Source organism: Paenibacillus sp. OK003, from assembly GCF_900109515.1.
GTDB lineage: Bacteria > Bacillota > Bacilli > Paenibacillales > Paenibacillaceae > Paenibacillus > Paenibacillus marchantiae.
Genome location: NZ_FOBD01000002.1, coordinates 373,568 through 395,999, shown reverse-complemented (window position 1 = coordinate 395,999; position 22,432 = coordinate 373,568). Strand labels below are relative to the sequence as shown.

At 45.3% G+C, this 22,432-nt stretch carries 26 protein-coding genes; 12 read left to right on the top strand and 14 right to left on the bottom strand.

The annotated features are described in order from the left end of the window. Positions 1-245: 245 nt before the first annotated feature. The 5 genes from BMW94_RS04600 to BMW94_RS04580 all read left to right on the top strand — a co-directional run bounded on the left by BMW94_RS04600 (position 246) and on the right by BMW94_RS04580 (position 4,647). On the top strand, positions 246-1,751 hold the full coding sequence (locus BMW94_RS04600) for an FAD-dependent oxidoreductase (protein ID WP_090995199.1): 1,506 nt from the start codon (positions 246-248) through the stop codon (positions 1,749-1,751). A gap of 274 nt (positions 1,752-2,025) precedes the next feature. After that, positions 2,026-2,355, top strand: a complete 330-nt coding sequence (locus BMW94_RS04595) for a PadR family transcriptional regulator (protein WP_063567210.1) — start codon at positions 2,026-2,028, stop codon at positions 2,353-2,355. After that, positions 2,348-2,938, top strand: a complete 591-nt coding sequence (locus BMW94_RS04590) for an HAAS signaling domain-containing protein (RefSeq protein ID WP_090994982.1) — start codon at positions 2,348-2,350, stop codon at positions 2,936-2,938. Before BMW94_RS04595 ends, BMW94_RS04590 begins: the two co-directional genes overlap by 8 nt. After that, entirely contained in the window at positions 2,938-3,843 is a 906-nt protein-coding gene (locus tag BMW94_RS04585) for a DUF4097 family beta strand repeat-containing protein (RefSeq protein WP_175480577.1), read from the top strand. The genes BMW94_RS04590 and BMW94_RS04585 overlap by 1 nt, the downstream gene beginning before the upstream one ends. Before the next feature lie 84 nt (positions 3,844-3,927). Continuing rightward, positions 3,928-4,647 carry a 3-ketoacyl-ACP reductase gene (locus tag BMW94_RS04580; protein WP_090903393.1) on the top strand — a complete coding sequence of 240 codons (720 nt, stop codon included), beginning with the start codon at positions 3,928-3,930 and terminating at the stop codon, positions 4,645-4,647. 19 nt (positions 4,648-4,666) lie between these two features. Here the strand turns inward: BMW94_RS04580 and BMW94_RS30100 are convergent, their stop codons facing one another. Together BMW94_RS30100 and BMW94_RS04575 are read right to left on the bottom strand one after the other, a co-directional pair. Next, the gene (locus tag BMW94_RS30100; RefSeq protein ID WP_139209297.1) at positions 4,667-4,852 is read right to left on the bottom strand and encodes a hypothetical protein; all 186 of its coding nucleotides are present in this window, start codon (positions 4,850-4,852) and stop codon (positions 4,667-4,669) included. A gap of 15 nt (positions 4,853-4,867) precedes the next feature. Next, the gene (locus BMW94_RS04575; protein WP_254790111.1) at positions 4,868-5,236 is read right to left on the bottom strand and encodes a cupin domain-containing protein; all 369 of its coding nucleotides are present in this window, start codon (positions 5,234-5,236) and stop codon (positions 4,868-4,870) included. A 2-nt stretch (positions 5,237-5,238) separates the two neighbouring features. Between BMW94_RS04575 and BMW94_RS04570 the strand changes: the two genes are divergently transcribed. Together BMW94_RS04570 and BMW94_RS04565 are read left to right on the top strand one after the other, a co-directional pair. Further along, positions 5,239-5,796, top strand: a complete 558-nt coding sequence (locus BMW94_RS04570) for an alpha/beta hydrolase (RefSeq protein WP_090994976.1) — start codon at positions 5,239-5,241, stop codon at positions 5,794-5,796. Beyond that, complete coding sequence (locus BMW94_RS04565; RefSeq protein ID WP_090994974.1) at positions 5,796-6,566, top strand: dioxygenase family protein; 771 nt, start codon at positions 5,796-5,798, stop codon at positions 6,564-6,566. The genes BMW94_RS04570 and BMW94_RS04565 overlap by 1 nt, the downstream gene beginning before the upstream one ends. 128 nt (positions 6,567-6,694) lie before the next feature. Here BMW94_RS04565 and BMW94_RS04560 read toward each other — a convergent pair whose 3' ends face one another. Continuing rightward, positions 6,695-7,261 carry an RNA polymerase sigma factor gene (locus tag BMW94_RS04560; RefSeq protein WP_254790110.1) on the bottom strand — a complete coding sequence of 189 codons (567 nt, stop codon included), beginning with the start codon at positions 7,259-7,261 and terminating at the stop codon, positions 6,695-6,697. A gap of 360 nt (positions 7,262-7,621) precedes the next feature. On the opposite strand from BMW94_RS04560, the gene BMW94_RS04555 reads away from it, so the two are divergent. Continuing rightward, a complete protein-coding gene (locus BMW94_RS04555; protein ID WP_090994971.1) occupies positions 7,622-8,215 on the top strand; it encodes a hypothetical protein in 594 nt (197 codons plus the stop codon). Between the two features lie 50 nt (positions 8,216-8,265). Here BMW94_RS04555 and BMW94_RS04550 read toward each other — a convergent pair whose 3' ends face one another. Genes BMW94_RS04550 through BMW94_RS04540 form a run of 3 tightly spaced genes read right to left on the bottom strand, consistent with a single transcriptional unit; the run spans position 8,266 to position 10,574 of the window. Continuing rightward, positions 8,266-8,850, bottom strand: coding sequence for a copper amine oxidase N-terminal domain-containing protein (locus tag BMW94_RS04550; protein WP_090994969.1), 585 nt, complete (start codon positions 8,848-8,850; stop codon positions 8,266-8,268). Positions 8,851-8,871: 21 nt separating this feature from the next. Further along, positions 8,872-10,197 carry a M56 family metallopeptidase gene (locus BMW94_RS04545; protein WP_090994966.1) on the bottom strand — a complete coding sequence of 442 codons (1,326 nt, stop codon included), beginning with the start codon at positions 10,195-10,197 and terminating at the stop codon, positions 8,872-8,874. Beyond that, entirely contained in the window at positions 10,194-10,574 is a 381-nt protein-coding gene (locus tag BMW94_RS04540) for a BlaI/MecI/CopY family transcriptional regulator (RefSeq protein ID WP_090994964.1), read from the bottom strand. The genes BMW94_RS04545 and BMW94_RS04540 overlap by 4 nt, the downstream gene beginning before the upstream one ends. Before the next feature lie 321 nt (positions 10,575-10,895). On the opposite strand from BMW94_RS04540, the gene BMW94_RS04535 reads away from it, so the two are divergent. Further along, complete coding sequence (locus tag BMW94_RS04535) at positions 10,896-11,396, top strand: hypothetical protein (RefSeq protein WP_063567201.1); 501 nt, start codon at positions 10,896-10,898, stop codon at positions 11,394-11,396. A gap of 317 nt (positions 11,397-11,713) precedes the next feature. Here the strand turns inward: BMW94_RS04535 and BMW94_RS04530 are convergent, their stop codons facing one another. Genes BMW94_RS04530 through BMW94_RS04515 form a run of 4 tightly spaced genes read right to left on the bottom strand, consistent with a single transcriptional unit; the run spans position 11,714 to position 15,497 of the window. Further along, positions 11,714-12,787, bottom strand: a complete 1,074-nt coding sequence (locus BMW94_RS04530) for an ABC transporter substrate-binding protein (protein ID WP_090994961.1) — start codon at positions 12,785-12,787, stop codon at positions 11,714-11,716. Further along, positions 12,784-13,590, bottom strand: coding sequence for an ABC transporter permease (locus BMW94_RS04525; RefSeq protein ID WP_063567199.1), 807 nt, complete (start codon positions 13,588-13,590; stop codon positions 12,784-12,786). Before BMW94_RS04525 ends, BMW94_RS04530 begins: the two co-directional genes overlap by 4 nt. Then, positions 13,565-14,398, bottom strand: coding sequence for an ABC transporter permease (locus BMW94_RS04520; RefSeq protein ID WP_024632841.1), 834 nt, complete (start codon positions 14,396-14,398; stop codon positions 13,565-13,567). Before BMW94_RS04520 ends, BMW94_RS04525 begins: the two co-directional genes overlap by 26 nt. Next, positions 14,388-15,497 (bottom strand): ABC transporter ATP-binding protein, encoded by a 1,110-nt coding sequence (locus tag BMW94_RS04515; protein WP_063567198.1) that lies wholly within the window; start codon positions 15,495-15,497, stop codon positions 14,388-14,390. Before BMW94_RS04515 ends, BMW94_RS04520 begins: the two co-directional genes overlap by 11 nt. A 257-nt stretch (positions 15,498-15,754) precedes the next feature. On the opposite strand from BMW94_RS04515, the gene BMW94_RS04510 reads away from it, so the two are divergent. Continuing rightward, positions 15,755-17,026, top strand: a complete 1,272-nt coding sequence (locus tag BMW94_RS04510; protein ID WP_175480576.1) for an MFS transporter — start codon at positions 15,755-15,757, stop codon at positions 17,024-17,026. 336 nt (positions 17,027-17,362) lie between these two features. On the opposite strand, the gene BMW94_RS04505 is transcribed toward BMW94_RS04510, so the two are convergent. The 3 genes from BMW94_RS04505 to BMW94_RS04495 all read right to left on the bottom strand — a co-directional run bounded on the left by BMW94_RS04505 (position 17,363) and on the right by BMW94_RS04495 (position 20,257). Next, complete coding sequence (locus BMW94_RS04505) at positions 17,363-18,568, bottom strand: nitric oxide synthase oxygenase (protein ID WP_090994955.1); 1,206 nt, start codon at positions 18,566-18,568, stop codon at positions 17,363-17,365. 128 nt (positions 18,569-18,696) lie between these two features. Next, positions 18,697-19,176, bottom strand: coding sequence for a Dps family protein (locus BMW94_RS04500; RefSeq protein WP_090994952.1), 480 nt, complete (start codon positions 19,174-19,176; stop codon positions 18,697-18,699). A gap of 340 nt (positions 19,177-19,516) precedes the next feature. Next, positions 19,517-20,257, bottom strand: a complete 741-nt coding sequence (locus tag BMW94_RS04495; protein WP_090994948.1) for an HAD family hydrolase — start codon at positions 20,255-20,257, stop codon at positions 19,517-19,519. An 86-nt stretch (positions 20,258-20,343) separates the two neighbouring features. Here BMW94_RS04495 and BMW94_RS31225 point away from each other — a divergent pair, with 86 nt between their 5' ends. Next, positions 20,344-20,475 (top strand): PD-(D/E)XK nuclease family transposase, encoded by a 132-nt coding sequence (locus BMW94_RS31225; protein WP_175480575.1) that lies wholly within the window; start codon positions 20,344-20,346, stop codon positions 20,473-20,475. A 523-nt stretch (positions 20,476-20,998) separates the two neighbouring features. On the opposite strand, the gene BMW94_RS04485 is transcribed toward BMW94_RS31225, so the two are convergent. Further along, positions 20,999-21,748, bottom strand: coding sequence for a hypothetical protein (locus BMW94_RS04485; RefSeq protein ID WP_090994941.1), 750 nt, complete (start codon positions 21,746-21,748; stop codon positions 20,999-21,001). An 80-nt stretch (positions 21,749-21,828) separates the two neighbouring features. Between BMW94_RS04485 and BMW94_RS04480 the strand changes: the two genes are divergently transcribed. Beyond that, on the top strand, positions 21,829-22,362 hold the full coding sequence (locus tag BMW94_RS04480; protein ID WP_090994938.1) for a hypothetical protein: 534 nt from the start codon (positions 21,829-21,831) through the stop codon (positions 22,360-22,362). The last annotated feature ends 70 nt before the right edge of the window (positions 22,363-22,432 follow it).

The window sequence follows — 22,432 nt, the reverse complement described above, 5'->3', positions numbered from 1 at the left end:
GATTTCGATAAATCTATCATATAGCATGTTTAGCAAAAAAAACAGGGGTGCTTTACAGGAAAATGTGAACTTTCCTCAGGAAAGTATGCGGACAATCGTTTTATTCTGGCACAGTATGGTAATCATGGATAGGAGTATAGATATGACGTACTTATTGAGCTGAGCATAGTCCTTAATGAAGAAGAATATTGAAGGAGGAAAATCGAGTGAATGACCATCAACAGCCCCCTACAGGTTTGCCTTCCATGCCGGAATCCCTGTGGAGAGCAACAAACACATTCAATGAATATCCGAAACTGACAGAAGATACAACCACCGATGTCGCCATTATTGGTGCAGGAATTGCAGGCATCACAACAGCCTATTTGCTGGCACAGACGGGAATGAGCGTAGTTGTGCTGGAAGCTGGAAAAGTACTGGATGGCACAACAGGCCATACAACGGCCAAGGTATCCGCGCAGCATGGCGTAATATTTGATGAATTGCTTCATCATTTTGGAGAAGAACAAGCCCGCATGTATTATGAAGGCAATGCTACAGCCGCCAAGTGGATGCGCGATCTGGTGAAGGAAAAGCAAATCAATTGCCAGTGGGCTGAGGAAGATGCCTATGTCTACATTCAATCCGAGGAGAATCTCAAGAAGCTGGAGATTGAATTGACAGCCTATGGCAAGCTGAATATTCCTGGTCAATGGGTCGATCCTCTTCCCATCCCTGTCCCATCTAGGGCAGGGATTAAAATGCCGGGACAGGCACGCTTTGACCCGCTCAGTTATTTACATTACCTGCTGGAATCCGCAGTCAAGCAAGGTGTCCGCATCTATGAACATACAACGGTTACCGATGTGGAGGAAGATGCCTCGCTACATGTGCGGACATATGAGAATGGTCCATCCGTAACGGCCGAACATGTCGTTGTGGCCTCCCATTTCCCGGTCTATGACCCCGGATTTTATTTTTCAAGGCTGCACGCCGAGCGTTCCTATGCTGTTGTTGTTGAACCTCAGAAACCTTTCACCGGTGGCATGTATATCTCTGACGATAAACCCTATCGATCACTGCGTACCGTCATTCATAAAGGGAAGGAACACATCCTCTTTGGAGGGGAAAATCACAAAACCGGACAGGGCATTTGTACCGTCGGTCATTATGAAAATTTGGAGCGCTATGCAGCAGAAACATTTGGCATTCGCAACATCCCTTTCCGCTGGTCAGCTCAGGATCTGATCTCCATCGATAAGGTCCCTTATATTGGACCAATTACTGGACGACATGAACGTGTCTATGTGGCTACCGGCTTTGCCAAATGGGGCATGACCACAGGAACGATGGCTGGACATATCCTGACGGACCGGATTACTGGACGAGATAACTCTTATGCAGCAGTATTCGAACCTGCAAGATTCAAGGTAGACCCTGGGGTGAAAAACTTCCTTGTAGAGAATGTCAATGTAGCCGCGGAACTGATCTCTGGCAAAGTCGGCATTATTCACAAGAACACGGGAGAACTCGGCAACGATGAAGGGGCTGTTGTTCGCCATGACGGCAAACGTGCTGGCGCCTACAAGGACCCGACTGGCAAACTCTTTCTGGTGGATACCACCTGCACCCATTTGGGTTGTGAAGTGGAATGGAATGCCGGGGAACGTTCCTGGGATTGCCCATGCCACGGATCACGCTACGATTACGCGGGCAAAGTCATTGAAGGCCCTGCCGTTAAAGACCTTAAAATGCTGGAAGCACAAGAATAAACGAAGCTGTTACCCCCATCAACGTATATCATCATCCCATAGACCCGGATCGGAATCCGCCTTCAGACGGAAGTAACCGATTCGGGTTTTGCGTATGCTGATCTATAGATAAAATAGCGAGAAAACAAAGTTAATCCAACTTAGCGGGACATCGTGATACGGAACTATTTTTAAATCACTACCTTGCATTAAACAGTACCGGGTGCTATGATGAATTCACGACTACTGAACAATACACACTAGTGATTGGATAGAGCAACAAGGAGGAACCCAAGTGAATGTTAATATTCAATTCAAAAAAGGGGTGCTGGAACTATGCGTCCTCGTGTTAATCAACCGCCAGGATCGTTACGGCTACGAACTGGCTCAGGCTGTATCCCAGCATATTGAAGTGGCGGAAGGTGCGCTGTATCCCCTTTTGCGGAGATTGGTCAATGACGGCTATTGTACGACTTACCTGCAGGAATCCAGTGAAGGCCCACCACGTAAGTATTACAAACTGTCCGATACCGGTCGTGACTATATGAAAACTCTGACAAATGAATGGAATGGTTTTGTGCGCAATGTCGCAAATCTTATAGAGGAAGGTACCCCCAATGAATAGACAACAATTCATGCAGGCAATGGAGATTCATTTAAGACCGATGGAACGGCTGGAGCGAGCCGAATTGCTCGCTGATTATGAACAGCATTTTGAGATGGGATTAAGAGAAGGAAAACTGGAAGAAGAGATTGCACGGGAACTTGGGCATCCGATCGAGATTGCCAGAGAAGCGCTCGGTGAACGGTATGATGCACAGACGCCAGGATCTGATCCGTTCTACGCAACGACATTCGAAGAAATGCGTTCACAGCAAATGAAAGGAAATCGAGCTGCACGCAACTTCTTCACGGCCATCGGACTTTTTTTCCTGAACATCATACTGGCGATTCCGTTAGGACTGACTCTGTGGTCGGTATGGCTCACAATTGCCAGTTTGTCGCTACTGGTCGTAGCCCCGGTTGCAGTTGTGGTGGATTTCTTATATCTCGGTCATTTCGAGTATTCTGAATTGTTCGTTTCAATTGGATTATTCGGTATAGGCATTCTATTCGCCATTGCGACAAAATCGGTGTTTAAAGCCTTTAAGCGGATAACTCTTCAGTATATAAGATGGAATCAAAAGACGATGAAAGGAGATGTCTAATGATGAGCACCAAAAAATGGATTGCTTTAGCGATACTATGTATCGGCATCGGTTTGCTCGGAACCTCCATTTACGGAGTTCAGTTCGGAGACCAGAGAGAACACTACTCCAAACGTTGGGAATTCAAAAATGATGAGCTGCACAACATCATGATGAATGCCAACTTAAGCGCAAATATTGAATTTGTTGTCAGTTCGGATTCCAATGGCTACATTGAAGTCGACGGGAAGTGGGACCCGGCCGTAATTGAAGGTTTTAAACAGGCCTCGATCACGGATGGAACCTTTACGTTAAACCAGAAAGAACGCCAGCGTTTGCAGTTTTTCACCCTTTATTGGAATAACCTGCAGCAAACGATCACGGTTGCGCTACCTGAAGGACATCAGCTGGATGAAGTTAACATCGTCTCTTCTTCCAGTGATCTGGATCTGAAGGGACTGCATGCCAATACCTTGGACCTTAACAATACGTCTGGAAGCATTCACCTTCAGGACATTACCGTACCAACCATTCAACTCGATCTAACTTCAGGAGACATTAAAGCTGCAGCAATTGCGGGAGATATGGAAGTCAAACAAACGTCCGGAAGTTTCACGCTGAATGGCATTGATGGCGATGTGACCCGCAGTGTACAGTCGGGAGATACCAGAATTACTCAATTGAACGGTGCAGCAAATGTTAAGTTCACTTCCGGCAGTGTGAAGATCGAGCAAGAAGTCACCGGTCCCATTGATGTATCGGGACAGTCAGGAGATATTTCCATCCAGGCGGCGCCTGATTTTGACGGCATTTACGACGCACAGGCCATTTCCGGTGATGTAAATATACCTGATTCCCCCATGGTAAGCCGTGAGGTCATCAAAGCTCGCACTACCTCAGGCAGCATCAAGATCAAGCAATCATGATAACTCATGATGAAGCAAATATTCGAACTGTGGGTAATATAGTATAATTAAATGCTAGTCCAATTCTAAGGAGGAGTTACCCACATGGAACTTAAAAATAAAACGGCTGTCATCACTGGCGCCGGTAAAGGTATTGGCCGTGCCATTGCTGAAGCACTTGCCAAGGAAGGTGTGCATCTCGGACTGATCGCTCGGACGGCCTCCGATCTGGAGGCTCTCCAGCAATCGCTGAGCCAGGAATATGGTGTAAAAGTAACCAGTGCTATTGCGGATATTTCCGATCGCACTCAGGCTGAAGCAGCCGTAGCTGCGATTGAGATGGAGCTTGGCGCAGTCGATATTCTGATCAACAATGCAGGCATTGCAAGCTTCGGCACACTGCTGGATATGGACCCGGAAGAGTGGGAACGTATCCTGCATGTTAATGTCATGGGTACATACTATGTAACTCGTGCTGTACTGCCAAGCATGATTAAGGAAAGCAGCGGCAGCATTATCAACATCGCCTCCACCGCAGGCGAGCGTGGATTTGCTACAGGCTCAGCTTACTGTGCTTCCAAATTCGCATTGCTCGGCATGACCGAATCCCTGATGCAGGAAGTGCGCAAATCCAATATTCGGGTTACTGCGTTAACACCAAGTACAGTGAACACGGAGCTGGCGACGAATGCCGGACTCAAAGTTGGTGACGAAGACCGTATGATGCAAGCAGAAGACGTAGCTGAACTGGCTTTGGCGACGCTCAAACTGTCGGACCGTGTATTTGTTAAAGCCGCAGGCATCTGGACAACTAATCCACAGTAAGCAGGAGTAGTGAGACCATTTATAAAGAACAATGAATGACGGAAGCAACCATTTCTAATGATGCACTCCGTCGCCATCCGGCCGCCCGAGAAACCTCTGGGCGGCCTTTTACATATTCAGCAGTCGCCATCGTGTCCGAATACGATTCATCACGCTGAATCTCTACCCTTATGATTAATGCAGCGTTACTTCTCTCATTCTCCATTCCACGATCCTCTGCCTATGCGTTCCACAAATGGTCCAAATCCAGTTCCTTGGACACGGCGATCAGTACTACCGCGGGTTCCTCCCCAATATTGGTTACTTCGTGGGGAACGATGGCATTCCAGCTGAATGAATCCCCCGCTTCCAGAATCTCTACGTCCTCACACTGCGCTGCGCGAATTCGGCCTTGCAGAACCAGATGACTCTCTTCTCCAGCGTGCTTATTAACCCCAGTCGATGCACCTGCTGGCAGCTCTACAATGGACATGCGCATGGCACCCTTGGCCGTTAGATGCTGTACTTTGATCTGCCCACTTCCGGCAGTCGTCTCCTTGCGTTCATCCTTGCGCACCACATTCATCCGCTGCTCTGGTGACAGCAGCAAGTATGGCAGTGGCACTTCAGTCCGATTTTATTATCGTCGCCGTACGTGGGCCTATTGTTCAGGGTAGCGGCTACGCCTATTTTCAAATTAAAAGCATTGGCAATCCCGTCCGTGAGTTGTTCGACGCCTCTGTTCAGGGACTGCAACAGCTAATGGTTGACTTGTCTGCCAAATATGCCATTGACCCGGCACGGCGTTATATCGCCGGATTCAGTCAGGGAGCCATTATGGCGATGACGCTCTCGCTGATCATGGGAGATGCAATCAAGGGAATGGTAGCCATGAGTGGTTACATTCCGCAATTTGTGAAAGACCAATACAAGATACAGCCCAACTCGGAGTTATCTGTATTTATTTCGCATGGCGATCAGGATCATCTCTTCCCGCTGCAACTTGGTGAAGATAACGCCAGCTTCTTCCGTGAACAGACCAATAACGTTACGTACGTTCCATATCACGGTGGACACCAAGTCACCCCCGACTTATATCAACAATTTCAACAATGGCTTCGGACGGATGCCAAGCTGACTGCCGAAGACCCGAAAGGACTGAATTCATAATGATGCCATCCCTGTTTATTGCTCACGGTGCGCCATCACTCGCACTGGAGGAAAATGCATACACTGAGTTTCTGCAACAACTTGGACAGGAACTGCCGAGACCCAAAGCGATCGTATTGTTCTCTGCTCACTGGGAATCCACAACTCAGTTGGTTTCTTCGGTAGCTAATTACGAGACCATCTATGATTTTGGCGGCTTCCAGCCCGAGCTATATCAGATCAAATACCCTGCACAAGGACATGAAGAGACAACAGCGGACATTCAGCGCCTGTTCGGGGATGCTGGTATTCCGGTGGAAAGCGACTCTGTTCGTGGTCTGGATCACGGTGCTTGGGTTGTGCTTCGCCTGCTCTATCCAAATGCGAATATTCCGGTCGTTGCTTTATCCGTGAACCGTTATCTGTCCAATGAACAGCAATATCAGGTTGGGCAGGCACTCGCCACATTGCGTGAGCAGGACGTTCTCGTCATTGGCAGTGGTGGGACGGTACACAACCTGCGTCAGTTAAACTGGGAAAGCGCAGGCATTGACCCTTGGGCCTTGGCGTTTGACAACTGGCTGCAAGACAAACTTGTGAGCTGGGATACAGCGTCCCTATTCGCCTATGACAAGCTGGCACCATCAGCCCAAGCAGCCGTGCCTACGCCAGAGCATTTTGTACCATTGCTGCTCGCCATGGGTGCGGGAGATCAGAACAAGCAGGCATCACTCCTGTTCAAAGCCTATCAGTATGGCAACCTGAGCCTGTCCTGCTGGAGATTTGATTGAGCTTACCTTACCCCAGCCGGGAGAAAATTGGGTATACAATGACACAAATTGCCGACTATGAAGCCAGCGAACAGACCATGCAAGCCTAGCTTATTTTTTGATGGAGCCGTTCATCATAAATAAAATCGTCACTTAAAGCCGTCACCTATCTTTTTTTGCAAAGCAGCAAAACATTTTTTTCTTGCTCTAACCATTGTTTGGCCTATAGCTTGTTCGGTTTTACCTAGCCGCTGCGCAATTTCTTTATACGATTTTTCTTCAATATAGTATAAATACAAGGCTTGTCGGTATTGGGGAAGTAACTCATTTAAAGCTTCATGCAGCATTTCATCCCGTATTTTATCTTCAACTTGTTCCGACACCGTAGGAAGTAAAAAAGGAGCCTCTATGTCAATAACGACTTGGGGCTCCGAAACATGATGATATTTATTCTGTTTTTTTAAAAAGTCACAGGCTTGGTTTCGAGCGATTTTTGTAATCCACGCTTTATGTATAGCTCGGGCTCCAGGTGCTATATTAATCACTTTAAAGAATGTTTCTTGGACAACATCTTCGGCAAGTTCATGATTACGATATAAAATGTAAATATCGCGATAAACAAAATTTCGAAACGCATCATAAATCAACTTCTGCACGCTGTAGTCTAATTCGTAAAAATTAGAACGTAAAAAAATCAACCATTGCTCTTGAATCACTCATATTCTCCCCCACCCTTTTTATGTTTGACTAAAAAATTAAAAAAATATGTAAATCAAACCTTATATTATCATAAATATATATTTTGCTCATTATTTTTTATTTAATGAATATCCGTCATAAATTACTAAGATAAGTCGTTTATAGAGTAGACTAACTTATTAGAACCAAACACCTTTTACTAGCTACCTTACTTCATTTTAAGCAAGGTGACGTACAAGGGGCATATCTACATAAAAAACTTGCTCAAAAAAAGAAGAGTAGCTCACATTTATGAAACAGGAGGTGAGTCTTTTTATTGTCGGTCTGAATCTGTTCAACTTATAAGAAAAATAATACGAAAACAGGAGGAATTTTATATGAAATTCAGAAAAATATTTATGTTGGCGTTGACTATGGTTATGATTTTCTCCACCTCTGTGTTTGCTGCAGCGAATGATAAAGAAGTAACTCGAACACCAGGTAAAAAAGTAGAAATTGACTTTTCATTAGGGGCCAGAAATGTTGACGTTCTTGATTTGAAAACGAGGAAATTAGACTCATACGATGAATATGGGGCCAAAGTAACTACTTATTTAACTGCTGCGCAAGTAGCTGATAAGGTTGCTGAGGCTGAATATGGAACAATGAATTATGATACAAGTAACATTAATATGCATGTTCCAATAAACATTAATGGAAATCAAGGAGCGAACGTTGGGTCCTATAGCATTGTAGCGCCACACAATAATGTGAACCTCCTTGTAATATCGTTGCCACAAACGACCATGCCAACGATTAACGTCGCATTTACCAATGCTTTCGGAGACGATACTGGCTGGATGGCAAACGTTCCCCAGAATACCCTCGTTACTAAGAGAGCGATCTATCCGAATGAATCTTACGTAGCCCGCGTCAGTACCAACGAACTGTATTCATCCATTGCTACATTAAGATCATTCTCTTCGTATTAATCAAAAAAAGCACAGCCGACTACACGTCAAGGCTGTGCTTTTCTTTTTTGCTATTCTTGAGTAAATGTAGCAGTGCGGGTTTTACTACTCCAACCGACTTTAATGCCTAAAGTTTCAGCAAGCTGCCTAACGGGCAAAAACGTCACCTTGCCTCGAACCATAGGTGCTACTCCTTTAAGATCCACCTTATTTCCGTCAACTAGCATTTCTTTTTTTCCAATATGCATAATAATGTTTCTGCTGTCTTTTTCCAAGGTTATTTTACCTTCACTTTGCTCCCACTTCACCTCAAAACCGAATGCATCTGCGACTGCCCGTAAAGGTATCATGGTCTGACCGTTTTCAATAAAGGGCTCAACCCCACTTCCGGCCACGGCGTGCAAATAGTTCCCATCCACAAGGACTGAAACACGGTTTTTCATTGCTTCATCGCATGAGGGGAGATCGAGATCAATTTCCTTGCCATCTATGACAAGGCCCATTTTCCCGGTCGATCCGTCTCTGGTGTTATTGGTACATGAAGGTCTAGGTTCTGCACCTGACCAGAAAAATCCCTCACTGGCATGAACAGAAGTACCGAACATTAAAGAAAACAACATCAACACGACAATGCTCTTTATTCTTATCGTTTTCAAACTGTATCAGCTCCATATTATTTATGATTTGATCAAATCAGCAACATTAAAAGTGCTAACTCCATCTTCGGTGAAAAGATCAATTTGGTTTATACCGTCGAACAAAGCGGCCAGCTCATCTTTTTCACCCTGTTTCTTCAATTGGGTAATGTACCCTTCCGGTACAGGAATTCCTTTTTTGATATGCAATTTAATACGCTCCACGATTTCTTCTTTCGTAAACACTCTTGGCTCATGACGTAGTGCCACTGGTATAATATTCCCTTCTTTATCGTAAGAGATCGTTGTGCCATCACTGCTTACTACTGTCACATTACTGCCTCCTTCACGTAAATATTTGGAGGAAGTGCCTGCAGCTGCGCTAGCATAATTTGCGGCGATTCCGCCACTACCAACCAAAACGATACTTGCAACGAGAGATAACATAACTATCGATTTTTTAGTCTTTTTTGCACTCATGAGATTTCCTAGTCTCCTTTTCATGTCCTCTTTAGAATGATATAAGCTACTAATGCCCATAAGGTTTCTTCGCATGACGCCATATTCCAGCATAGATAAAAGTGTCTCTCCGTAAAGCCTTCGACTTTCCGAATCCATTTCCTGAACGACCTTCTCATCGCAGGACAGTTCACAGTAGATGTTTGTCTGTTTGCTAATGAAGTAGACCATTGGATTGAACCAGTGAATCGCATTGGCAAGTAAAACGAAGAATTTCACTAACAAATCACGTCGATTTATGTGAATGAGTTCATGAGAAAGAATCATCGCCGTTTCTTGTTTTCCAAGACATGTATCAGGCATCACAATAACGGGTTTCAGAAAACCAATAACCATAGGTGTTATGGCATTGGGGCTTATAAACACCTTCACGGATTTGATGTCCATGTTAGCTGCTCGGCTATTCTGCAAGATTGATCGTTTAAATACCCAATAATTATTTGCATTCACGGCAAGAAAAACAATAATACCTGCAATCCAAGTCGCTAATGTGATTACAAACAAATCATGTATGTTCGCGAACTGTAGCAGAGAATCAACCAGAGTTTGCATAAAAGGCGGATTACCTGCTACCGTATGCTCAATCAGGGAGATATGTTCAATTTGTTCTATTATGGATTGAGAAGGGATCATTACACTTTTACTCGTAAGGAACGAATGTATAAACTGAATCATTCTGATCATAATTTCCGTACCGCCAAGCAGAAAGAATACAGGGATCAGAGCCGTATAATAATGCCAAGCTTGCGAAAAGACTTTTTGTGTAATCGGGCGCATACTGCTTTGAACAATCCAAATCATCGATCCGACGAATGAAGCAATACTTAGAGAAAGTAACAGTTCCATCATTCTTCACCTTTTTTTTGCCTAAACCATTCTTTTAACTCCGCAATGTCTTGTTGATTAAATTTATCATCGTTGACCAGCGCTGTAATAAAGTTTGTCACCTTCCCATTGTATAGGCGGTTGAGGAAGGTCTGGGTTTCACTCTTCCGATATTGTTCCAATGTCACTGTAGTGTGGTAGTAGTTCACTTTACCATCCAATGTTTTTGTTAGAAAACCTTTTTCAATCAATCGCTTTAAAAGCGTTGACACGGTTGATTTCTTCCAATACTTCGCTTCAAAAATTTCATGCAGCTTAGATACGGTTACCGGTGTCCTTTCCCGCCAAATCACCTCCATAAGTTCCATTTCCGTTTCAGATAATCTTCCTAAGTTTACCATTATGCGGACACCTCTGATCTTATATACGACAAGTTGTCGCAATCAAAATATACGACAAGTTGTCGCAGATGTCAATATGTTTTTTACCATATTTAGGATGGACGTAATGATTCGACAGCAGTTAATTAGCATAGTAGGGGTTAAAGAATGATTGTGACCAGTACCGATACCTCGGGAAGAGGACCTAGACTAAAGTCTAGGTTCAGTTTAACTCCAAAGACCGAGGATACCCTCTTGCGGTTAATGGTATGCTGTGAATAACGAGAATACATACTCCATGATTGTTCGGGAATTGATCTTGTATTGAAAAGGAGAGATATCATGGCTAAACGCACCATCCTTGCGCCTGTGCTTATTTTGCTCGGCGTGTACCTGATTTTGAACCAGGGAGGTTCACTCGGTCCAGGTACAATCTTTGCCACGTTCTGGCCCACCCTATTTGTGATTCCACTGGGGCTATTCTTCCATTGGCTCTACTTCTCCATGATTGGACGAGGGATCGGATTGCTAGTTCCAGGTGGCATCTTACTTACGGTAGGTGTTGTCAGCCAGATCGCCATGCTCTTTGGTAACTGGAGCACGATGTGGCCCGGCTTCATTCTTGCGGTAGCGGTAGGTCTGTTTGAATTATATTGGTTCGGTGGCCGTAACAAATGGTTGCTGATTCCGATCAACATTCTGACAGTTATCTCACTGTTATTCTTCGCCGTCATGTCGATTGGCACGATGCTGAACAGTCTGTCCTTTATCCAGCCATTCGTGGCGATTGTGCTGATTATGGGTGGGGCGTGGATCATTGTCGGTCGCAAAAAGCGCATGTAAATCTTAAGTCGTTTACACTAGAACACTGCGGTGACAGAACAACTTCGGATCGCTGTTATCCCCAGATTTTTTTGAATCCCATCTACAATGGGAAAATCCGGGGATAAAGGCGAGCGCTTCGCTTCCTTCGTTTGTTCTGTCCCCTCCGTTAACGTGTAAACAAAGATAAGACAACCACCTGAGCTATTGCTCTAAGGTAGGGTAAAGAAAAAGCCAAACATCCCCTGGTCCATTAAAGGATCAGGGGATGTTTGGCTTAGAGGCATGTATGGTGATATATATTCGCCATATGGAAATACTCCGCATGGCTAAACCTTTTACTTGCTATGCATTTTAAATTCGAGGAACAAATCGTTATAATGCGAGAGCATTTTTTTGCCCAGATTATCGTAGACCTCAAGTTTACCCGTCAGTGTCTCATCTGGATAGAATCGCTCATCCTCGGAAATATCCTCTGGCAGCAGCTTCAATGCCTTGGCGTTCGGTGTAGAGTACCCGACATATTCAGCATTACGAGCCGCATGATCCGGGTCCAGCATGAAGTTGATAAACTGATGAGCACCTTCAATATTACTGGCAGTCTTCGGAATAACCATGTTATCGAACCAAAGGTTCGAGCCTTCCTCAGGAACCACGTAATCCAGCTTGTCGTTCTCATCCATAATTTCTGACGCATCCCCCGACCATACAAGTCCAACAGCCGCTTCCTCGTTTGCCAGCAGCATCTTGATCTCGTCCCCGACAATCGCTCTGACATTAGGCGTGAGGGTGGACAGTTTCTTCAAAGCCTCCTGCAGATGATCTTCGTTCGTATCGTTCAACGAATACCCGAGGCTGTTCAGCCCCATGCCGATGACTTCACGGGCACCGTCGAGCAGCAGGATTTGATTTTTCAAACGTGGGTCCCACAGGTCGTTCCAGCTCTCAAATGTTAACCCATCGACCAGTTCAGGATTGTACACAATACCCACCGTTCCCCAGAAGTATGGGATGGAGTACTTGTTGCCCTCATCAAAGGACAGGTCCATGAACCGGGAGTCGATGTTGCTCAGATTGGGCAGCTTGCTGTGATCCAGCGGAATGAGCAGGTTTTCCTCTTTCATTTTGCTAATCGCATACTCGGAAGGAATCGCCACATCAAACGTCGTTCCGCCCTGCTCAATCTTGGTTAACATCGCTTCGTTCGAATCAAACGTCTGATAGATAACCTTGATGCCGGTCTCTTGTTCAAATTCCTTCAGCAAATCGGGGTCGATATAATCGCCCCAGTTGTAAATCGTCAGCGTGTTGCCGCCGGAATACCCCTGACTCTTGTTCAGATACGAAGCGAAAATCATCAAGGCAAAGGCAGCCACAAATACAATTGCAAATGTCCGTACCAGTTGCTTCATGGACGCAGCCCCCTTCCGGCAGGCGTACGCGCGGCACGGCGGTTAATGAAGTAATACCCAACCACCAGCAGCACCGTCAGCAGGAACAGCAGCGTGGACAGCGCATTGATGGACAATGACACACCCTGCCTTGCTCTTGAATAAATCTCCACAGAGAGTGTGGAGTATCCGTTACCCGTGACAAAGAATGTTACCGCAAAGTCATCAAGCGAGTAAGTCAATGCCATGAAGAATCCGGCAAAAATACCCGGTTTAACGTATGGAAGCACGACACGAGTTAGGATCTGCCATGATCCAGCACCCAGATCGCGCGCCGCATCCATCAAGGTCGGACTCATCTCCTGAAGCTTGGGCAGTACCATAATCACAACAATTGGCACGCTGAATGCGATATGAGACAACAGTACCGAAGTGAATCCAAGCTTGATGCCAATCATGGTGAACAGAATCAGAAAGGATGCACCAATGATGACATCCGGACTAACGATCAGCACATTATTGAGTGACAGCAACGTATTCTTGGTCCGTTTGCGCCGCACATGGTAGATCGCCAGTGCCCCTGCCACACCGAGCATCGTCGAGATCGCAGAGGACAGGAGCGCAATAATAAACGTATTGAGTACAATGATCAGCAGCCGGGTATCGGCAAATACTTCCCTGTACCATTTCAATGTAAATCCTTCGAAACCGCGCATATGCCCGCCACTGTTGAAGGAATAGAAGATCAGATACGCAATCGGTGCGTACAGTATGGCGAATACAACGGCCAGATAGACGTTAGACAGCTTTCCGTTTCTTCCCATTACGCACCTCCTTCTTGCCTGATCCAGTCAGGAACATAATGATCGCCATCGCAATAATCAAAAAGACGGCAATCGTCGAACCCATCCCCCAGTCCTGGGTGACGAGAAAATGCTGCTCAATCGCTGTTCCCAGCGTAATTACCCGGTTCCCCGCAATAAGGCGGGTAATCATGAACAAAGATAGCGCCGGAATAAATACGGCCTGACAGCCGGATTTCACTCCGCTGAGCGTCAACGGGAAGATAACCCGGCGGAACGTCAGCCATGACGATGCCCCAAGATCCCGGGCCGCATAGATCAGCGAAGGATTCATCTCTTCCAACGCGTTGAAGATCGGCAGGATCATGAACGGAATGAAGATGTACACCGAGACAAAGATAAAACTGAAATCGGTGAACAAAATCTGTTGCGTGCCAATGCCCACCACTTCCAGCAGGGAATTGGTCAAGCCATACGTGCCGAACAGGCCGATAAAGGCGTACGCTTTTAACAACAGATTGATCCAGCTTGGCAAAATAATAAGCAGCAGCCACAGCTGCTTGTGCTTCGTACGAGTCAGTAGATACGCCGTCGGATACGAGACCAACAGCGAGAACACCGTGATCAGAAATGCATACCAGAACGAGCTCAGGGTCATCTGCATGTACACAGGTGTAAAGAACCGAGCGTAGTTACCCAGCGTGAAATTGCCCTCCACATCGAAGAACGAGTAATACACCACCAGCAGAACCGGAGCAACTACAAACAACACCATCCATAATACATATGGAATCAGATACGCATTGCGTGTACTCGCCTTAGTCTGCATGAACGGCCTCTTGGTAGGCTTCCAGACGTTTATCGAACTCTTCTTCCGTCTCGTTAAAGCGCATGACGTGGATGGCTTCCGGGTCAAAATACAGTCCAATCCGAGCGCCTACGACAGCTTTCTTCGTGGAATGCACCAACCACTCATTACCCGCATCATCGTATGTGGATATCTCGTAATGCACCCCACGGAACAGCTGGGAGTCCACGTTGACCTGCATCTTGCCCTGTTCCTCGGTTGTAATCTCCATATCCTCTGGACGAATTACAATCTCCACAGGCTCGTCCCGCTGCAAACCCTGATCGACACACTCGTACTCTGCGCCAGCGAATTCCACCACAAAGTCCTGCTTCATTTTGCCGGATACAATGTTCGATTCACCAATAAAGTCCGCCACAAAACGGTTAATCGGCTCATCATAGATATCATTCGGTGTGCCGCTCTGTTGAATGACGCCGCCGTTCAGGACAAAGATCTCATCTGACATCGCTAAGGCTTCTTCCTGATCATGCGTGACAAAAATAAACGTAATACCCAATCGCTGTTGCAGCTCGCGCAGTTCATACTGCATTTCGGTCCGCAGCTTCAAATCGAGCGCCGATAGTGGCTCGTCCAGCAGCAAAATCTCGGGTTCATTCACAATTGCCCGCGCAATGGCGACGCGCTGCCGTTGTCCACCGGACATCTCGCCAATTTCACGGTTTTCATAGCCAGAGAGATTGACGAACTTGAGTGCTTCCAGCACTTTGCCTTGAATTTCAGCGGTTTTCATTTTTTTGATCCGCAAACCAAAAGCTACGTTCTCAAATACGTTCAAATGTGGAAATAACGCGTAATCCTGAAATACGGTATTCACCTGCCGCTGGTGAGCCGGCACTTGGTTAATCAGTGCACCGTTAAAATAAATACTGCCCTGTGTCGGCTCCGCAAAGCCGGCGATCAGGCGCAATATCGTTGTTTTCCCGCAGCCTGACGGGCCGAGTAGCGTATAAAATTTACCCCGCTCAATCTCGAAGCTGACTTCCTTCAATACGGCTTCATCCTGATCGTATTGCTGGGTCACCCGGTCGAACCGGATAATCGGTTGTTGTTCTGACATGCTTCATTTCGCCCCCTTTAAACTTGAGGTATACGTTGAGCCTGTACACTTCTTTTCATGCATGCTTCATTACAAATCCCATCTATTATATATGATTCAGCTATATCCGCAATGGTTTTGATGTAAACGCCATGTGTTATTTCTTCTTATTCTCATAAATACAGCATACATTACGGGTATATGTCGATATCTACGCATCCAAGTAGAGCGATTTCATGAGGATTGTCGGATCAAGTCTTGAGAGAGGAGTCCTGTTCGTGGATATTCGCCGTAACCTGCCTTTGCTGATGATCATTTGTTTTCTGAGTCAGATGGGCGGTTTCATGATCCTGCCCCTGTTCCCTTTGTTTATTGAGGAATTCGGCCTGTCCGGCTGGATGATGGGGGTTATTTTTGCACTCTTTTATGTCGGCAAAGTGATTGGCGGGGTGCCCGCTGCGGCACTCTATCGAAAAATTGGGGGCAAGCGGGCACTTATTGCCATGCTGCTGCTGCTCGCTGTTTGTATGGGCGGTTTCGCTGTATCTTCTGCCGCACTAGTATTTGGTCTGCTGCGGCTGCTGCAAGGGCTCGCTTCTACCGGACTAACGGTCGTCGTACGTTCCATCATTGGGGATGAGGGGAACGTCGACAACCGGGGGCTGTACAACGGTTATATCAGCAGCAGTGAAGGCGGGGGCATGGTGCTGGGTCCAGTCATCAGCGGCTGGCTCTCGTTGCATTGGCCGTTATCGGTGCCTTTTTTACTCGTTACCGTGTGCTGCCTGATGGCTGTGGTTGCGGCAATGGGGATGAAGACAGCAGTAAAGCCCAATCCTGTATCTGAAAATGTGGCGGACGGCCACGACTTAAGCGAGTCTCCAACGGATGCCAAACCAACGCAAACGCCTGCCGATTATACAGTTTCTCCAGTAAACGCTACTCCTAGCCCAATCATTCCTGAACCGTCCACCGGACTTACCCGGAGGCAGCAACTGATTGGCTACGGTACGGTTCATTTCCTGGAGATGAGTGCTTATGCCGTGTTTCTGACTTACTTTGCATTGTATGCAGCTCATATCATGCAGTGGGACCCGTTTGCGATCAGTCTTGCCTTTACCGTTGTTGGTATCTCTACACTCGCGGCTGCTCCGGTAGCCGGTTACCTGTCTGATCGGATGGGTGATCGTCTGCTGCTCTGCATGTTCGGCATGCTGATGATTGGTATCGAAGTGGTCGTTTTTCTGAGCACATCTTCGTATGTGCTGGTTTACGTGGGCATGCTGATCGGCGGCGTAGGCGGTGCATGTTACATGGATTCGTTCTTTGCTCATATCGGGGATCATATCCCGGACGAGGGTAGAAGCTCCGTCATAGGCAAAATTGTCTCTGTGGCAGAGATCGGTTCCATCGTGTCCCCTCTGGTGGCTGCTCTGCTTGTGGAGCGTGGATCGCTGTATACCGTGTTTGTGTTCAATCTGCTTCTGATTGCTGCTGCCATTGCCGTTCAGGCTGTGATGCGCAGCCGTTACAGATCGAAACGAGTGTAGACGCACAAAACTGCCCACATCAGTGGGCAGCCTCCAATCATTTTTTACCCAATAGTGCTGCGATATGTAGTGCATTTTCTTTGATTTTATTTTTCAAATAAGGGTCTGTGTTCTCAGGCAATTCCGTCGGCTTGTAAAACTTTGCTTCAAGAACTTCCACCCCATCGGGCTTCAAATCACCTTCGAACTCTGTGCATGGGTAGCCCTCCTATATTAAGTCATGATCCTTATTATAGAAGTGCAATTCATTTCCATATAGAGAAAGAATCTTCAGCATTTTTTCCTATTATAGAGCCCGTGCTTGATGAAAAAACAGCAAAAAAAACCGCTCGCACCTCAGTGTGCAAACGGGCATTTCATTGGTGAATTCTCAGGCTGGGGCTGATGATCCCCCTCAGGTTGTTGTTTTCCCCCGTCCATCCGTTCAGCTTCCGTTTTCTCTGTATCCAGTGTGTAGGAATGATCTCCATAGAAAAAGTTAGGTTTCACAATCTCATTGCGATAGGAACTGTGAAAAATATGCGTCGTCGCCGGCGACACCGGCGGAATCAGCCAGACCCAATCGCCTGTCAGTTCGCGTCCGGCTTTCTCTTCCCGCTGCTCAAACAGGGCAAATTGCGCTGCCGCTGTGTGGTGATCCACAATGCTGACGCCTGCTTTCTTGAACGAATGCAGCACAGCTACATTCAGCTCTACCAAAGCCCGATCCTTCCAAAGTGTCGTTTCACTCGACGTATTCAAACCAAGTGCTGCCGCTACCGCTGGTAGTTTATTATACCGAAACGTATCTGCCAGATTGCGTGCACCAATCTCAGTTCCCATATACCAGCCATTGAATGGTGCTGCCGGGTAAGATATGCCGCCAATCTCCAGCCGCATATCGGCAATCATCGGTACACCGTACCAGCGCATGCCCAGTTCGGCAATTTCCGGACGTTCCGGATGTTCAATCCTCACTTCCACGATGTCTTCCTTGGGAACAGGATACCACTCTGGAGCTTGTCCCTGAGCCTGGAGAATCAATGGCAGCACATCATAAGGCGTACCTTCCCCCTGCCAGCCAAGCGACATGGCTGTCTTTGTTAGCTCAACGGATGCAGGGTCACCTACAATGCCATCCGTCGTCTCATATCCGGCATAACGGATCAACTGGTGATTCCAAATTCGCACGGGGGCTCCATTCGGTCCATCAGGTGGAAGGATCGTAATCATGGGAATAATCTTCCCTTTGTTGGAGGCCGCTCTAATGTGCGTCATCACAGCATCCGCTGCCGTTCCAACCGTATCTGCATGACGTGCATCCACAATGCGCAGTTTATCCCAGAATAGCCGGCCGATGCAGCGATTGCTGTTCCGCCATGCCATTTTACAGCCATGCTCCAGTTCATCCGCAGTATGCACATAAGTGCCTGTGTGTTCAATCTCGTTCAAAACGGCAACAAGCCGGGCCTGCGCGTCTTCACGCGAATGGCCCAGCTCTTCATAACATCTATATATAAACCGTTCAGCTTCATCCCGCAGTTCTTCCAGGTCTGTCCGCATTATTCACTCCACCAATCTATACATCTTGAATGCCATCATTATACGGCAAGCACACCGGATTTGTAAGTGAACGGGCACTTTGTTCACGGACTCTACATATCGTTGTTCAGGATGCAGGTTAACTTTGCTTATTTGCCCAGAAATGCGTTTAACATCCAGACCTCTTTATCCAATGCAGCAGTGAATCCAATCAGCATATCTTCGGTCGCATGATCCTCAGCTTCGCCAGCTGCTTGAATACCCTGGTTAATTACATCCACCATCGCTTGCAGATCAGCAACTACGGATTCTACCATTTTTTCAGCCGACAACTGTCCCTGTGCTTCCTGAACAGGTGACAACCGTAGTTGTTCAGCCATCGTTGCGACCGGACGTCCACCAATGGCCAACAGACGTTCTGCGGCTTCGTCCATATTCGCCGTAGCCAAGTTATACAACTCTTCGAATTTGGCATGCAGTGTGAAGAAATGAGGACCTTTCACATACCAGTGGAAGTGGTGCAATTTAGTATACAGTACAGACCAACCTGCGATCTGGCGGTTCAGGACCTCTTGAAGTTCAGTGGTATGGTTTGTAAAAGTATTGTTTCTAGTTTGGATTGTGCTCATGGAATTTATCCCCTCTCGAATACGATATAGTTTTGATTTTGATAACGTAATTTAACTTGCTTCCGTTTATTTAATTTAGACTTAATCTAAATCTTGTTTTAATTATAGCATTGCCCTTATCCTTTGTGAAGGCTTTAGCCCACTCTTTCGAATGAAGATTCCATGAAGCTACGCTTCATGTTTGGCTTGGGTAGGAAGACCCTTTTAAACATCTTTACACTTAGTATCTATACCTCGATTTTCGCCGGTGTACAATGACAATCCTCACGTGGTATATAACAAAAAAAAGCCCTGATCCTCACTGAGGATCAGGACTGCACCAACGCACATAGCGTACGCTTTATTGTTGAATCAACTCGGATGTAAGGATACGGCTTACCTCTTCATAACTGCGCGCTACATGATGTGGCTGATGCTCTGATTCTGGCAAAACACCACGATGGTTGAACCAGATCACTTTCCATCCGGCATCCACTGCACCGACAACATCATTGCGCCAGGAATCGCCGATGTAATAACAGGAAACGGAATCCGATCCCGTCTGCCTGCTTACATGCTCAAACAACCTGGGATCCGGCTTGGCGTAACCAAGGGTACCCGATATGAATATGCGTTCCTCGGGAATAAGGCTGAATACATCCAGCGCTTCGAGCTTCCGCTGCTGATGTTTTCCTTCTCCGTTGGTAATTAACCCTACTCTATGCCCTTCTGCAAGAAGTCTTCGGATAAGTTCATATGCTCCCTCAAAGGGCTGGATCTGGAACTGTCTACTCAAATACTGTGCTTGTAGTTCTTCAGCCTGCCCCGGTTGTAGCGGATGCCCAAACTCCGCCATGGTCAGCTCAAATCTGCGATGTCGCATCCGTTCCACCGCTTCCGGTTCGGGTACAGCAGACAAGTCTTCTTGGGCAGACAGCCAGTCGCTATAATAACGGAAGCGATGGTATGCCTCCCCATATGGGAACTCATCTGATAAACCAAGAACCTCCTGTAGTGCTCCTTTCAACGGTTGCAAGTGGTCATATAGGGTATCGTCTACATCGAAAAAGATGGCACTTTTCTCTTTGAGGTTAGATAACATTTGGTTAGTGTCCCCTCCTTTTAATTAAATGTATAATATCGTTGTTCTTCTAACCATTGGAGTTGATTAGACGATGAGAAATTTGCTTGATCCTAAAAACGCGCTTTGTTTTCAAAAATCTTTTTGGTAGGGAAGAGAATAAAGATTTACCGTTCGCTTTTCTGAATCAAATATTTCAAGAAACTGGAGAGCAACCACTACAGATATTGTACTTATAAATTCATATAACGACAAAGACTCCCCCGGTCAAACAATTCATATTGGAGCAAGTAATATTCCAGTCAGCTTAATGAAGGAAATGAGAAAAAATTAAAAGCTGTGTCACCATTAATATTCTGTTCTTTTAAACGAACGTTAGCATAACATATTTCATTTACGAGAAGTTAACACAGGAATTCCACTGACGGAAGATCTTGAAATACACTTTTTAGAACTATCCACACTCAATCAACAGTACACAGTCGACTCACGAGGTCGCTGTCAAAATGCTAGCCAAAAGCGTGGATCTTGAATCTGTTTTTAAATTCACAAGCTTTTTAGTTGAAGAGTTGAAAAAATGGATTCAACTTTTTAAAGCAATCTTATCAAAAAAGGCGTATGTGCTGTACCCCTCTCCAGGGTACAGCACATACGCCTTCACGAATTTACTTTTATACCAATTTTTCCGTTTAAATAGAAAATAATCCAACGACACAATCAATAACTGGATAATTAAAATTAGTAATTCCGAAGTTAGAAAACTTAATAGTTTACATTCTGAGTAGCAGCTTTTTGATATACCTTATCACTTGGACCAAATGTTATACCTGGTGTCGAGGATATCGTAGCAGACCAGTTCACACTGGATGTTGTGTATGCTTGTTTACCAACAACATCAAAAGAGCCATGAGATGAAATTGGTTTTTTTATTGTAACAAGTAAGCTTGTCCCAGCGTAATATCCATTACTAGGAACTCCATCGTAGGAATATGTTACGCCAGCTTGTGGAGCAGCATCAACTAGCACCGAATCAGCAGTATGCGAAGTCTCTACACCAAGAAAATTTTTTGTTTTCCAGGAAGCATAGGCAAATGATCTTACAATATTCCACTGTCCAGACCAGGCAGCCCCTGCACCCACCGCTTTTGAGTTAACGTTTGCTTTCAAACTTCCTGAAACAAGTATATCTTTATATTGGGATGTGGATGTGTTAGGGTAATCTGCTGAACTAGCAACAGTCAAGTAAGTGTTTAAATTAGAATTGGACTGAATAGTGTAATCATCTTCATTTGGATTTTCTATAGTAGAAATGGTATAATCAGGATGAGATTTGATAAATTTTATAATTTCATCCTTTTGTATTTCATTTAATTCTGAAATTTCTTGAGGGTAGCCGGCTTTAATAAGAATAGCATCTTTAGAAATTGACGGCTCCAATTCGTTAGCCATTGCGGCTAGAGGGAACATCAAGATTAACGACAAACATAATAGAATCACGCGACGTATTTTCATAAACAATTCCTCCTATAATTTGGTATAAAATAACCTTTTCACACTTTAATAGAAAATAAAACCATAAAAGGAGTTTTTATATGTTTAAATTGTTTAAATTCGTATTAATTATCCTCACCGTTTTAGCTTTAATGGGTTGTAATTCAAAAGAGAACTTATTAAATGAAAATAATATTCATCGCGAAAACATTATTGAAACAGCATCTCTAGATGATAAAAAAGACATTATTTTTTATGACGATATAGATACAAAAGGAATAAGTACTGCATTTGTAGTGGAAGGAAAAACGGGCTTTGGATACAAAATAATAAAAACAGGAAGTTTCTTAGCTAATATTGCAGATACTACACTACCGTATCATGTTACGAATCATAAATGGAGTGACAACAAAAACACATCCATTATCTATGGTTTAATCAACGATCCTCAAATAACCAAAATAGTCATTATTGATTTAACTAAGCAAAATTTTAATGAGATATCACCACAGATAAAGGAATTTGATCAAAGAAAACTCTGGTATGTGATTTTGGATAAACCCTTTACTTCATTCGAATTGAAACTTAAGGGATATAACGGTAAAGGGGAGCTAGTTTATCAAGTTAGTCCATAACATAGAGAAGCTCTGTATTCTCCTAAATACAAGGTAGAATACAGAGCTTCAGAGCCCCATAAATTTGAAG